We start from the raw sequence: 13,690 nt of genomic DNA, 5'->3' as shown, positions 1-13,690 counted from the left end.
TTCCTTGGCGTCAGCGCATCGCGAAGAGTTCCTGGTGGAAGCGCTGGTCAACCGGCAGGCCGTGGGCCGCGAAATCGTGCCGCAGCGCCTGCCCGAAGCCGGTCGGGCCGCAGAACCAGACGCTGGCGTCGCGCCATTCCGGCACCAGCGCACGGATGCGCCCGCCATCCAGGCGGCCGTCGCGGCTGTCGACCAGGACATGGAGGCGAACCCCCGCCGCCGCGGCGTCGGCGGTGAGCTTCGCGATCGCCTCCCCGTCATACTCGCTGGTGGTGTGGAAGAAGTCGATGGTTTGCCGCGGCCGTTCCGGACTGGTCGCCAGGAACTTCATGCGGGCGATGAAGGGCGTGACTCCAATGCCGCCGCCCACCCAGATCTGGTGCCGGCAGGAGTCGTCGAAGGTGAAGCAGCCATATGGCCCTTCCACCGTCACAGCCTGGCCGACCGCCAGCCGTTCCCGCAGCCGCCGGGTGTGGTCGCCCAGTTCCTTGACCACGAAGGTGATCCGGCGCTCGGCGTCGTTCCAGGCCGAGGCGATGGTGTAAGGGTGGGCACCCTCCGCCCTGTCCGAGGTGGCGAAGGCGAACTGGCCCGCCTTGTGGCCCGGCCAGCCCTGCGGAACGTCGATCGCGATCTCCAGTGTGTGCACGCCCGGAAAGTAATGGAGCGCGCTGATCGTGCCCGGCACCCGCCGGTCGGCGGCGACACGGCCGAGCAGCACGACGACGGCGGCCCAGGCGCTGGCGGCGAGCAGCAAAGCCATCACCCAGCCGATGGGCGCGCTCCAGTAGGCGACGTCGGTCAACACGACGGTGTGGAAAACCAGCACGAGATAGGTGATCGCCAGCAGGCGGTGCGTCTTGAAGAACAGCCGGTAGGGAAGGCTTTTGAACAGCGCCAGCGCGATCAGCAGCACGGCCGCATAGAAAGCCCATTCGCCGAGCCCTTCGGCGGTGCCGCGCAGGCTGCGGAGCGCCTGTTCGAGGGAACTGTCGGGAATGGCCCGCGGTCCCCGATGCGGCCGGGCCAGCCACCCCCAGCCAACCGCCCATTTCGGCCCCTGGACCCACAGCCAATGGGCGACCGCCGCGACGAGGCCGGCGATGCCCAGCCATTTGTGCAGGCGGTACATCTTGTCGAGACCGCCGAACCACGGCTCCGGCCAGCGCGGCCGCAGCGCCAGGATCATCGCCATGCCCATGCAGCCGATGGCGATGATTCCGCTGTACTGGACCAATGCAGCGCGAAGACCGAAAAAACTGTCCGCCGAAAACACCCCAGGTTCAGCGGCAAACCATAAAATCGTGAGAAGGGTTAAAATACCCCAAAAAGACAGTTTGATCCTTTTCATGGCGACATCCTCCGTGTCGGCCACCGTCGAGGTGCGGATGGAGGGATGCTTCGCTATCGCCTTTCCGGTGACAAGCCGATTCCGATCATCGCAGCCATTCGAATCTTCGGCCACGACAATGGCGGGGGAGGTCGGCGAATTCGGTTACTTGCGAATCCAGACCTTGGTTTCCATGAATCGGTTGGCGAGAAAGCGGTAGGTCTGCTTCTGCAACTGCTCGATGGCGGTCGACTTCTCCACCGGCGTGGTGTCCCAGGCCTGGAGAATGTCCTCCCATTCCAGAAGCCGGGCGCGCAGGTCGTCGCGGATCTTGCGGATGAAGGTCACGGTGGTGTCGAAGGACTTCAACGCACCGAAGATCTCGCCGGTCTGGGCGTCCGCCTGTTCGAAGATGGCGTCATAGTCCTTCAGCGGCTTGCCCAGCAACCCCTGCATGCGCGCGACCTCGTTGCACAGGGTGCGGTCGGTCCGGTAGATCTGGGTCAGCCGGGTCAGCTTGCCGCTGATGGCGCGGATGGCGTTGAAGCGGTCGCGCAGCGCCTCGATGTAGGACAGTTCCTGAGTCAGGTCCTCGATGCGGTCGGTCAGGTACTGCTCGTAATTGTCCTTCAGGTCGAGCTTCGCCGCGATGTCCTTGAAGGCGGCCTTGACGCGCTGCTTGGTCTGCGGGTCCTCGACGATCTGTTCCAGCTCGTCGGCCTTCACCACGATCATCTCGCTTCCGGAGATCGAGGAGACGAGCTGCACCGTCAGACGTCCCCGTGCGATGTTCCTGTGCTTCTCCTCCACCGACCATGAGGCGCGACCGTCCAGCAACTCCCCCGGGATCTGCTCGCCGGGACGAATCTGCTTCACATAGGCCAAGCCCTTTTCCACCACATCCAGCAGTTTGGAGTCGCGGCTGTCCTCCTTGATGTCGAAGGATTCCATCAGCGTGTTGAAGGGCAGGGCGGCCTTCAGATCGCCCAGCAGGATGTGAAGCACCGGTTGCTTGGAGGACGTGTCGATGCAGAAGAAGGCGCCGGACAGGCTGAACACCTTGTGTTCGAAGTCGAAGTGCGTGTCGCGCATCGCCGCCGCATTGGCAGCGCCTTCCGTGCTTCCGGTTTCGGGATCGGTGACGTCGGACATGGGCGGGGACCGGAAGCGGGAATGGGACGGGCAGGTTACAGCAGATCGCGCAGCCGGAACCAGAGCATCGCGAGGACAAGGGCGGGTGTGCGGAATCGCCGCCCGCCGGGGAAGGGCAGGTGGGGGACCCGGGCGAACACGTCGAACCGTTCCGCCGTGCCGCGGATCGCCTCGGCCATGACCCGCCCGGCCATGCCGGCCAACGCCACGCCGTGGCCCGAATAGCCATGGGCGAAACAGGTGGTCGGCGTCAGCCGCCCGACCTGCGGCATCCGGTTCATGGTGATGGCGACATGGCCGCCCCAGAAATGGTCGACCGCGGCCCCGCGGAGCTGCGGGAAGACCGCCAGCATCTTGGACCGCATGGCGATCTTCAGCCCCGGCGCGTCCATCCCGGAATAGCTGACGCCGCCGCCGAACAGCAGCCGGTGGTCGGCGGAGCGGCGGAAGTAGTTCAGCACGAAGTTCATGTCGCTGACCGCCATATTGGTCGGCAGAAGGGACGTGGCGGTGGCCTCGCCCAACGGCTCGGTGGCGATCATGTAGGTGGCGACCGGCATAACCACGGACGACAGGCTCGGTGCCAGCGCCCCCAGATAGGCGTTCCCGGCCAGCACGAGGAAGCGCGCCGTCACCCGGCCCTTCGCCGTGCTGGCAACGGGACGATCGCCGGTGTCGATGGCGGTGACGCGGCTGTCCTCGAAGAGGCGCACGCCGGACCGGGCGGCGGCGCTGGCGAGGCCCAGCGCGTAGTTCAGCGGGTGCAGATGGCCGCTTCCGTCGTCGGCCAGCCCGCCGACATAGGCGTCGCTGCCGACCACCGCCCGCATGGCCTCTCGGTCGAGCGTGCGGACCTTGTCGTAGCCGTAGCGGTCGCGCATCTCGCGCTCCATCGCCGCCACGTCGTCCATGTGGCGCGGCTTCACCGCCGCGTGGGCGAAGCCCCAGGTGAGATCGCAGGGAATGGCGTGCTTCGCCACCCGCTGCGCCAGCAACGCCTTGGACTCCTCGCCAAGGTCCCACAGCCGCCGGGCGTCGTCCATCCCGACCCAGCGCTCGATGGTGCTCATCGACTTGTTGTAGCCGGTGATGATCTGCCCGCCGTTGCGGCCCGACGCGCCCCAGCCGACGCGATTGGCTTCCAGCAGAACCACGTCGTAGCCTTGCTCGGCCAGTTCCAGAGCGGTCATCAGCCCGGTGTAGCCGCCGCCGACCACGCAGACGTCGCAGGACAGCGAGTCCTCCAGCACCGGGTGCTGCGGGTGCGGAATCGCGGTGTCGGCGTACCACGAGCGGATGTGGGATGGTGTCGGCATGTCTGCCGAGTTAGGGGAGGGACCCCCGCTCCGTCAATGATTCCGGCGGTCAAATGGGCAGGATCTTTGTTCCCCTCTGGCGCGAGGAGGGGGTGCGGGATCATAGTAAGGCGGTCGTTCACAGCAGGGAGGGGCTGCCCACCGTCCGGTGCGGTCCATACGTTCATGGGTTTCATGGAAGACTTCATCAAGAAGAACCGCATCACCGAAGTGGAATGCCTCGTGCCCGACATGTCGGGCATCGCGCGCGGCAAGATCGTGCCCGCCGAGAAGTTCCTGCGCATCCTGCGCGACCGCGGTCTGCGGCTGCCCGAGGCGATCTTCGTCCAGACCGTGACCGGAGAGTATCCGGAGGACGATTCGGTCACTTCGGATGAGAATTCCGACATCTACATGATCCCGGACGAGCGGACGATCCGCTTCGTCCCCTGGTACGAGGAGCCGACCGCCCAGGTCATCACCGACTGCGTCTACGCCGACGGCAGCCCGGTGAACTTCTCGCCCCGCCATGTGCTGAAGCGGGTGCTGTCGCTCTACGAGGAGCGCGGCTGGAAGCCGATGGTGGCGCCGGAGCTGGAGTTCTTCCTCGTTCAGGTCAACAAGGACCCCGACTATCCGCTGGTGCCGCCGGTCGGCCGCAACGGGCGGGTGGAGAGCGGGCGGCAGGCTTTCGGCATCGACGCGGTGAACGAGTTCGATCCGATCTTCGAGATGGTCTATGACTTCTGCGAGGCGCAGGACATCGACATCGACACCCTGACCCACGAGGCCGGGGCCGCGCAGATCGAGATCAACTTCAACCACGGCGACGCGCTGGAACTGGCCGACCAGGCCTTCCTGTTCAAGCGGACGGCGCGCGAGGCGGCGCTGCGCCATCAGGTCTACGCGACCTTCATGGCCAAGCCGATGCAGAACGAGCCGGGCAGCGCCATGCACATCCACCAGTCGGTGGTCGATGCGGATTCCGGGCGCAACCTGTTCTCCGACGCCAGCGGGGCGGACACGCCGCTGTTCATGTCCCACATCGCCGGGCTCCAGAAGTATCTGCCCTACGCGATGCCGCTGCTGGCGCCGAACGTGAACTCCTACCGGCGGCTGGTGCCGAACTCCGACGCGCCGATCAACGTGCATTGGGGCCGCGACAACCGCACCACCGGCTTGCGCGTTCCCGTCTCGCCCGCCGATTCGCGCCGGGTGGAGAACCGGGTGGCCGGCGCCGACGCGAATCCGTACCTCGCCATCGCCGCGTCGCTGGCCTGCGGCTATCTCGGCATGGCCCAGGGGCTGGAGCCGACCGACCCGGTGAAGGGCTCCGCCTACCGCCTTGCCTTCACCCTGCCGCGCCACCAGGGCGACGCGCTCCAGAAGTTCAACGCCTGCAAGCCGCTGAAGGAGGTGCTGGGCGAGAAGTTCCTGGACGCGGTGACCTGCGTGAAGGAGGCGGAGTACGAGGCCTATCACCGCGTGATCAGCTCCTGGGAGCGCGAGAATCTTCTGCTGAACGTTTGAGCATATTTCCGCCCCCTTCCGCCGCTGCCGCGGAAGGGGGCGTTTGCGTTCCGCAAAACCCGCAAAACCACCCGCAAATCGTTGACAACGAACCCCCCCGTGGGTGCAATAGCGCTCGCGCCGGGGACGCCGTGCGATGCGCGCCGCCCCCCACGTCGAATGGAAAAAAGTCGACCAGTCACGAACTGACGAACGATCCAGAATTCGGGGGCTTTCTGCATGAAACGTTTCGCTCTCAGCGTCATCGGAGCCGTCGCGGCGATCGCCATCGCCGGCCCGGCGCTGGCCCAGGCCAAGAAGCCGGTCAACATCTACATCTGGAACGATTATCTGGGCGAATCGACGCTGGCGGACTTCACCAAGGCCACCGGCTACGACACGAAGGTGGACCTGTACGACAGCCTGGAGCTGCTGGAGCAGAAGGTGCTGGTCGGCAAGTCGGGCTATGACGTGATCGTCCCGACCGCCGAGCCGACTCTGTCGCGCATGATCCAGGCGAAGGTCGTGGCGCCGCTCGACAAGGCGAAGATCCCGAACCTGAAGAACGTCGATCCGAAGGTCCTCAAGCTCCTCGAGAACTCGGACCCCGGCAACAAGTTCGCCGTGCCCTATCTGGGCGGCACGGTCGGCATCGCCATCATCCCGGAGAAGATCAAGGCCGTCGCCCCCGACGTCCCGCTCGACAGCTGGGACCTGATCTTCAAGCCGGAGGTGGCGAAGAAGGTCGCGGCCTGCGGCATCACCGTGATGGACTCCGCGATCGACGTGATCCCGTCGGTGCTGAACTACCTCGGCCTCGATCCGAACTCCGAGAAGAAGGAGGATCTGGACAAGGTCGAAAAGACGCTGCTGGCGGTCCGCCCCTACATCAAGCAGTTCGTCACCGGCCAGAACATCAACATCCTGGCGGGCGGCGACGCCTGCGTCGTCATGGCCTACAACGGCGACGCCATCCAGGGTGCGGCCCGCGCCGAGGAAGCCAAGAACGGCGTGAAGGTCGAATACATCACGCCGAAGGAAGGCGTGCAGGTGTGGTGGGACACGCTGGCCATCCCGGCGGACGCGCCGAACAAGGAAGGCGCGCACGCCTACATCAACTTCATCCTGGACCCGGCGAACATCGCGGCGGTGTCCAACACGGTCAGCTATGCCAACGCCGTTCCAGCCTCGCTGGCCTCGGTTGACGAGGGCGTGAAGACCAACCCCGCCGTCTTCCTGCCGGAGAACAGCAGCGTCAAGCTGTTCGCGCTGAAGTCGATCAAGCAGACCACCGACCGCGCCCGCACCCGCGTCTGGACCAAGGTCAAGACCGGCAAGTAAGCGCGCCGCGAACCGGCACGCACGACACGCGCCCTGGTCGTTTCCCATCGGGAAAGGCCGGGGCGTTCCCATGATACGGCCGGGAAATGATCGTTCCCATCATTTTCCGGCCGTGAAACCCGGCAGATCAATGCTTTAGCATTGATTGAGAGGGGCATGCGGACGGCGCCTTCGGGTGCCGTCCGCATGAGAAGAGGACGCCGAGAGGAGCCGCATGGCCGTCCAGCCGATCCGCAAGCCCACGCGCCTGGAACCCTGGCAGGACCCGGGACAGAAGCCCTATGTGCGAATCGAGAAGGTGACCAAGACCTTCGGCGACTTCGTTGCTGTGGACGAGGTCAGCCTGTCGATCTACCGGGGTGAGTTCTTCGCCCTGCTGGGCGGCTCCGGCTCCGGAAAGACGACCCTGCTGCGCATGCTGGCCGGGTTCGAGACGCCGACCGAGGGCAAGATCTTCATCGACGGCGTCGACATGGCCGGCATCCCGCCCTACGAGCGGCCGGTCAACATGATGTTCCAATCCTACGCCCTGTTCCCTCACATGTCGGTGGAGCAGAACGTCGCCTTCGGCCTGAAGCAGGACGGCGTTCCGAAGGCCGAGATCAAGGAGCGGGTGGGGGCCATCCTCGACCTCGTCCAGCTCGGCCAGTTCGGCAAGCGCAAGCCGCACCAGCTCTCCGGCGGCCAGCGGCAGCGCGTGGCGCTGGCCCGTTCTCTGGTCAAGCGGCCCAAGCTGCTGCTGCTCGACGAGCCGCTGGGCGCGCTCGACAAGCGGCTGCGCGAGCGGACCCAGTTCGAGCTGGTCAACATCCAGGAGAAGCTGGGCGTCACCTTCATCGTGGTCACCCACGACCAGGAGGAGGCGATGACCATGTCCTCTCGGATCGCCGTCATGAACCACGGCGTCATCGCCCAGACCGGCACGCCGACCGAGATCTACGAGTACCCGCAATCCCGCTTCGTTGCCGAGTTCATCGGCTCGGTGAATATGTTCGAGGGCAGGGTGGTGGAGGATCAGGCCGACCATGTGCTGATCCGCTCCGAGGACGCCGGCTGCGACCTCTACATCAATCACGCGGTGGCGGTCCCCACCGGCGCCACGGTAAGCGTCGCCGTCCGTCCGGAGAAGATCGCGCTGAGCAAGGAGCCGCCGGCCAACGCCGCGATCAGCGCCGACGGGCGCAACGTCACCAGCGGGATCGTGCGCGAGATCGCCTATCTCGGCGACGTGTCGATTTATCTGGTCGAGCTGAAGACGGGCAAGACGGTGCGGGTCACGGCGCCCAACGTGGTGCGGCGCACCGAGATGCCCATCACCTGGGACGACGAGGTGCATCTGAGCTGGCGTCCCTTCGCCGGGGTGGTGCTGACGCAATGATCGATCTACTGCGCCGGATCGGCTTGTGGGGGCGGGGGGTGGTGGTCGCCATCCCCTACCTGTGGCTTCTGCTGTTCTTCCTGGTGCCCTTCCTGATCGTGTTCGGCATCAGCCTGTCGGAGGCGATGCTGGCGCAGCCGCCCTACGCGCCGCTGATCGACTGGCTGGTGGACGAGGACGCGGGCACGACCAAGCTCCAGATTCTGCTGAACCTGTCCAACTATCTGCGGCTGGGCGGGGACGACCTCTACATCCTGGCTTATTTGAATTCGGTGAAGATCGCGCTGGTCACCACCGTCTGCTGCCTGCTGCTGGGCTACCCCATGGCCTATGCCATCGCCCGGGCGGAGCCGTCCAAGCGCGGGCCGCTGATGATGCTGGTCATCCTGCCCTTCTGGACCAGCTTCCTGATCCGCATCTACGCCTGGATCGGCATCCTGAAGGCCAACGGTGTGGTGGACAACCTGCTGCAATGGACCGGCCTGACGACGGAGCCGTTCGAGCTGCTCTACTCGGACTGGGCCGTCTACATCGGCATGACCTACTGCTATCTGCCCTTCATGGTGCTGCCGCTTTACGCGACGCTGGAGAAGCTGGACCCGACGCTGCTGGAGGCGGCGGCGGACCTCGGCTGCCGGCCCTGGAAGGCGTTCCTGACGGTGACTCTGCCGCTGTCGCTGCCGGGCATCATCGCCGGGTCGCTGCTGGTCTTCATCCCTTCGGTGGGCGAGTTCGTGACGCCGGAATTGTTGGGCGGTCCGGACACGCTGATGATCGGCCGCGTGCTGTGGAACGAGTTCTTCGCCAACCGCGACTGGCCCGTCGCCTCGGCGGTGGCCATCGCGCTTCTGCTGTTCCTGGTGGTGCCGATCATGGTCTTCCAGCATGTCCAGGGGCGCCAGACGGAGGCCGGACGATGAAGCAGATGGGAAAACTGGCCTGGGCGCTGTGGTTCGGCTACGCCTTCCTCTATGTGCCGATCGCCCTGCTGATCTTCTACTCCTTCAACGAGTCGCGGCTGGTCACGGTGTGGGGCGGCTTCTCCACCAAATGGTACGCGGAGCTGCTGCAGAACGACCAACTTCTCGGGGCGGCCTGGCTGTCGCTCAAGGTGGCGGCGATGTCGGCGACCGCGTCGGTGGTGCTGGGCACCGTCGCGGGTCTGGCGCTGGCCCGCTTCGGGCGGTTCCGCGGGCGGACGCTGTTCGGCGGCATGATCACCGCGCCGCTGGTCATGCCGGAGGTCATCACCGGCCTGTCGCTTCTGCTGCTGTTCGTGGCGCTGGAGCAGGCCATCGGCTGGCCGGACGGCCGCGGCATGACGACGATCACCATCGCCCACACCACCTTCACCATGGCCTATGTGGCGGTGATCATCCAGTCGCGCCTCGTCAGCCTGGACGAGAGCCTGGAGGAGGCGGCGATGGACCTCGGCGCCCGCCCGGCCAAGGTGTTCTTCGTCATCACGCTGCCGATCATCGCCCCGGCCATCGTGTCGGGCTGGCTGCTCGCCTTCACCCTGTCGCTCGACGACGTGGTGGTCGCCAGCTTCGTGTCGGGGCCGGGCTCCACCACGCTGCCGATGGTCATCTTCTCCAGCGTGAAGTTCGGCATCAGCCCGCAGATCAACGCGTTGGCAACGCTGATGATGGTGGTGGTCGCCACCGGCATCTTCATTGCCAGCTTGGTCATGGCGCGGCAAGACCGGCAGAGGAAGCGGGACGAGCAAATGGCGGTGCAGGGGGGCTGAAAACGCCCCCCCGACACCCTGGAGCGCCGCCTCATAGGGGCTATGCCATCAGGCCGCAGCCGGCGGGGTGGCCGTTCACCGTTGCATTTGCTATTGTGTGGGCATCTGCAACAGCGAATGAGGCCGTATCGTGCGCGCGCTCTTATGGTTCCCGATGCTTCGTCTTGGTTTTTCGATGCCTTTTTCGGCGCCCAAGCGCCGTTATTCGGACCGTCCGCCCTCCCGCCGCTGAGCGGTCGAGCGCGCCGCCCTTCCGGGCATTCCGATGGCCCCTTTGGTGGCCGTTGCCAAATCCTCCGCTCCGTGGTTAGGGTGACCGTGGGTCACGGGTGACGCCGTGACAACCCGCTCCGGCCATGCACAAGAGCCGGGCCATTCAGGGATTTGGCAGGAGATTCAATGATGACGACACCGGCGGCGGAAGGCTTCACCATGCCGGGCGAATGGGAACGGCACACCCGCTGCTGGATGGCGTGGCCGTGCCGGCCCGAGACGTGGCCCGAGGGGGCCTTCGACGCCGCCGCTGCCGCCTACACCGACGTCGCGCGCGCCATCAGCCGGTTCGAGCCGGTGACCATGGTCTGCGATCCCGCCGACGTCGCCGACGCCTCTCTGGCCTGCGGGCCGGGCGTCGAGATCCTGCCTCTGCCCATCAGCGACTCCTGGATCCGCGACACCGGACCCAGCTTCGTCACCGATGGGAAAGGGCAGGTGGCGGGTGTCCATTGGCGTTTCAACGCCTGGGGCGGCAATTACCCGGACAGCGACAAGGACCAGCAGGTCGGGCGTCTGATGCTCGACCATCTCGGCCTGCGCCGCTTCGAAGCGCCCCTGGTCATGGAGGGCGGCTCCTTCCATGTGGACGGGGAGGGGACGCTGCTGACAACCGAGCAGTGCCTGCTGAATCCGAACCGCAACCCGAACCTCGGCAAGGCGGAGATCGAGGCGCTTCTGAAGGAGCATCTCGGCATCTCCACGGTGATCTGGCTGGGCGAGGGCTACCAGGACGACGAGACGGACGGCCACATCGACGAGATCGCCCTGTTCGTGAAGCCTGGCGTCGTCATGGCGATCACCACCGACGATCCCGGCGACGCCAATTTCAAGGCGTTCCAGGACAATCTGGACCGGTTGAAGCGCGCCCGCGACGCCCAGGGCCGGGAACTGGAGGTCATCCCAGTCCGTCAGCCGGCGCGGCGCGACGAGAACGGCGTGCGGCTGACCCTGTCCTACACGAATCTCTACATCGCCAACGCCGGCATCGTCATGCCGGCCTTCGAGGATCCGGCGGACGACGACGCCTTCCGCATCGTGCGCCGGGCCTTCCCGGACCGCGAGGTCGTGCAGGTTCCGGCTCTGGACATCGTGCGCGGCGGGGGCGGCATCCACTGCATCACCCAGCAGCAGCCGGCGGTCTGACGCACGTCATCAGTCATTGCATTGTTCATCGATCGCGAAAAAGCGAAGGCTCTTCCGGACTTCGCTTTTGAATCGGTCGCTGCGTCGATTCGGACCTTGAATCGGCGGATGGGCGGGCGCATCTTCTTAACATGCAGTTAAATCCGCTCAATATGCCGCCGATGGCAAAGCCTCAGCCGCCGATCACACCGGCGATGCAGATAGCCATGTCTCCGGCGGTTCAGGCGGCGCAGCAGACCACGCCCACCGTTCGCACCCAGACGGTCCAGGCGACCCAGGCGGTCGGCAAGATGGACCAGACGCGGGAGACGCGCAACGCGACCCAGTCTGGGCAGGCGATCGACCCGCAGACGGCAGCGGTCCAGGCACGGACCAACGGCACCGGCTACGGCGGCAAGCAGCGCGGCACGCTCCTGGACGTCAGCGTCTGAGGCGTTTTTACGCGTCCCGTTTCCCGCTGTTCAATTTTTACTCTCTCCGCCATTATCATACGCAAAGCCGAGGCGGCTTTTCGCGTTGCCGAAGGCTATGTCCAGAAAGCTGGTTCGGCTGTAACGCGTTGGAGCCGTTCGCGTGATGCATTCCGCCCTGATCGAGATGATCGCCGCCGGACAAACGGATGTTGGCCGTGTCCGCTCGCGCAATGAGGACTCGTTCCATCTCGATCCGGGGCATGGGTTGGCGGTGATTTGCGATGGCATGGGAGGGCACGCCGGCGGCGATATTGCCAGCCGCACCGCGGTGGAGGTGGTGGCCACGGTCATCGCCGCCCACGACCGCACCTATGATGGCCCGACAGCGTCCTTGGCGGAGGAGGAAAGGGCGGTCGCTCACGCCGCATCGACGGTCCGCTCCGCGGTGGTGGCCGCCAACCGTCGCATCAACGCCTTGAACCGCCAACGCGGCTTCGCTGAGGGGCGCGGCATGGGAACCACGCTGGTGGGGCTCTGGCGGGTTTCGGGAACCGGGCGCATCATTGTGTTCCACGCCGGGGACAGCAGGGTGTACCGTCTGCGCGGCGGCGAGTTGCGTCCGCTGACCCGCGATCACAGTCTCTATCAACTCTGGCTGGACAACGGACGCCGCGGGCAGGCTCCCCATCGCAACATCATCGTCCGCGCGCTTGGCACCGGGGAGCAGGTCGACCCCGACATCGCCGTCCACGATCTCCAGCCGGACGATCTGTATCTTCTGTGTTCGGATGGGTTGACCGGCATCGTGCCGGAGGGAGTGATCCAGCGGATTCTCACCCAACAGCCGCCGCCTTCCGCCAAAGACGCCTGTACCCGGCTGATAGACCTTGCCAACGGAGCGGGCGGGCCGGACAACATCACCCTGATCCTCGCCCGCTTCGTCGTCCTTCCGGCCTGACCGCAGGGTGCATGGCCGAGCCGGTCAGGGCGCTTTGGTTTTCAGGAAACGCGCCGTGGCCACTGTGGTCGGAGCGGCGGCTTCCAACGCCTTCTTCAACGCAGGCAGATAGGACGTGGCCGCCTCGGCTTCGGGTCGGGGAGACGGGAACAGCGGTGCAGGGCTGGCGATGACGACGATCAACTCGTGACCGTATGGCGGCCCGATGGTCCAGAAACGTCCGCCGGCGCCACGTTCTCCAAGACGACGGAGCGCGCCGGACTCCACACGGCCGCTGACCTCCAAAGGATTCGGCAGCAGGTGAATCACGTCGCCGTCCGATGTGAAGTAGTCCACTTGCAGATGCGCTGGAAAATCAGGGGCTGCGATGTCGAACATCAGGTCCTGGCCGCCCTCGAACGGCGTTCCAGCGGCCTCTTGGAAGCGGATCGACAAGGGGGCTGCCGAGCCCGAGCGGGCGTCGAACCGGAAAGGGCCGATAAGAGTCAGAGGTTCGCACAGGGCAGGGGGCGCGCGTTCGACGTCGACGGCGGCCCGTTGACCGGCGAGGAGATCCTGGGCGAGCAGCGCGAGGCTGTCCGGATCGGTATCGCCCGCTGTCAAGCCGGAGATCGCCACCCTCTGGTCCATGCCGATGGCGACATCAAGTTCGGCGCAATGAAATTCAGCCAAAGCCGTCCGCAGCGCCGACAGATCGGGCACGGTGGGAACAGGCGGAACGTCAGGGTCGGAAGGCGGCTGCGCGGAGACAGGTTCGCTGTCCGCCGACCCATCGGACGCCGCCGCGCCGCCGTGGTTCGGCCAAGCGGCCACAGCGACCCCGACAGCGGCGACAAGCAGCGCCGTGGCGCATCGGTGCCGCCATGTCGTCGGCGTGTGGGAGTCCTTCACCGGGCCCTGACCATTGGCTATAAACTGCGGTTTATGTAGCGTGCATTTTGGGCATCGCCAAGGGCGGAGGGGCACCCACCCGCAGGGAAAGGTCGATCATATAATCTGTATTATGGAAAATAGAGTTGAAAGGAAGAGAGCAGGGCGCCAATCCGACCCTTCCGGCGTTCCGGTCGATGGACTATCGTCGCGGCTCGGTTTTGTGTCCATTCCCCTTCAATGAAGGCTGCGTCTTATGCCTCGTTCCTCGTGGC

12 protein-coding genes are annotated in these 13,690 nt (G+C 65.7%); 8 read left to right on the top strand and 4 right to left on the bottom strand.

All coding sequences use genetic code 11. The features are described from left to right. Positions 1 to 10: 10 nt before the first annotated feature. The 3 genes from GBZ26_RS02510 to GBZ26_RS02500 all read right to left on the bottom strand — a co-directional run bounded on the left by GBZ26_RS02510 (position 11) and on the right by GBZ26_RS02500 (position 3,798). A complete protein-coding gene (locus tag GBZ26_RS02510; protein ID WP_246653601.1) occupies positions 11 to 1,237 on the bottom strand; it encodes a ferredoxin reductase family protein in 1,227 nt (408 codons plus the stop codon). A gap of 258 nt (positions 1,238 to 1,495) precedes the next feature. Then, entirely contained in the window at positions 1,496 to 2,482 is a 987-nt protein-coding gene (locus GBZ26_RS02505) for a hypothetical protein (RefSeq protein ID WP_174437450.1), read from the bottom strand. 35 nt (positions 2,483 to 2,517) lie between these two features. Continuing rightward, entirely contained in the window at positions 2,518 to 3,798 is a 1,281-nt protein-coding gene (locus tag GBZ26_RS02500) for an NAD(P)/FAD-dependent oxidoreductase (protein ID WP_174437449.1), read from the bottom strand. 165 nt (positions 3,799 to 3,963) lie between these two features. On the opposite strand from GBZ26_RS02500, the gene GBZ26_RS02495 reads away from it, so the two are divergent. From GBZ26_RS02495 to GBZ26_RS02460, 8 genes are all read left to right on the top strand, one after another. Continuing rightward, positions 3,964 to 5,307 carry a glutamine synthetase family protein gene (locus GBZ26_RS02495; protein WP_174437448.1) on the top strand — a complete coding sequence of 448 codons (1,344 nt, stop codon included), beginning with the start codon at positions 3,964 to 3,966 and terminating at the stop codon, positions 5,305 to 5,307. 219 nt (positions 5,308 to 5,526) lie between these two features. Next, positions 5,527 to 6,627: an extracellular solute-binding protein gene (locus GBZ26_RS02490; RefSeq protein ID WP_174437447.1), complete on the top strand. Its 1,101-nt coding sequence runs from the start codon at positions 5,527 to 5,529 to the stop codon at positions 6,625 to 6,627. 214 nt (positions 6,628 to 6,841) lie between these two features. Next, positions 6,842 to 8,005, top strand: coding sequence for an ABC transporter ATP-binding protein (locus tag GBZ26_RS02485; protein WP_174437446.1), 1,164 nt, complete (start codon positions 6,842 to 6,844; stop codon positions 8,003 to 8,005). Then, complete coding sequence (locus tag GBZ26_RS02480) at positions 8,002 to 8,925, top strand: ABC transporter permease subunit (RefSeq protein WP_035673867.1); 924 nt, start codon at positions 8,002 to 8,004, stop codon at positions 8,923 to 8,925. Before GBZ26_RS02485 ends, GBZ26_RS02480 begins: the two co-directional genes overlap by 4 nt. Beyond that, a complete protein-coding gene (locus GBZ26_RS02475) occupies positions 8,922 to 9,755 on the top strand; it encodes an ABC transporter permease subunit (RefSeq protein WP_014240466.1) in 834 nt (277 codons plus the stop codon). Before GBZ26_RS02480 ends, GBZ26_RS02475 begins: the two co-directional genes overlap by 4 nt. A 399-nt stretch (positions 9,756 to 10,154) precedes the next feature. Then, the gene (locus GBZ26_RS02470) at positions 10,155 to 11,174 is read left to right on the top strand and encodes an agmatine deiminase family protein (protein WP_425514921.1); all 1,020 of its coding nucleotides are present in this window, start codon (positions 10,155 to 10,157) and stop codon (positions 11,172 to 11,174) included. Between the two features lie 206 nt (positions 11,175 to 11,380). After that, on the top strand, positions 11,381 to 11,605 hold the full coding sequence (locus GBZ26_RS02465) for a hypothetical protein (protein WP_246653600.1): 225 nt from the start codon (positions 11,381 to 11,383) through the stop codon (positions 11,603 to 11,605). Positions 11,606 to 11,750: 145 nt separating this feature from the next. Continuing rightward, positions 11,751 to 12,545, top strand: coding sequence for a PP2C family protein-serine/threonine phosphatase (locus GBZ26_RS02460; RefSeq protein WP_174437471.1), 795 nt, complete (start codon positions 11,751 to 11,753; stop codon positions 12,543 to 12,545). Positions 12,546 to 12,569: 24 nt separating this feature from the next. Here GBZ26_RS02460 and GBZ26_RS02455 read toward each other — a convergent pair whose 3' ends face one another. Continuing rightward, positions 12,570 to 13,247: a DUF4384 domain-containing protein gene (locus GBZ26_RS02455; protein WP_174437444.1), complete on the bottom strand. Its 678-nt coding sequence runs from the start codon at positions 13,245 to 13,247 to the stop codon at positions 12,570 to 12,572. Positions 13,248 to 13,690 lie beyond the last annotated feature (443 nt).

The organism is Azospirillum formosense (assembly GCF_013340925.1).
GTDB classification, from domain to species: Bacteria; Pseudomonadota; Alphaproteobacteria; order Azospirillales; family Azospirillaceae; genus Azospirillum; species Azospirillum formosense.
The sequence above is the reverse complement of the archived record's forward strand: the minus strand, read 5'-3'. Positions and strand labels throughout refer to the sequence as shown.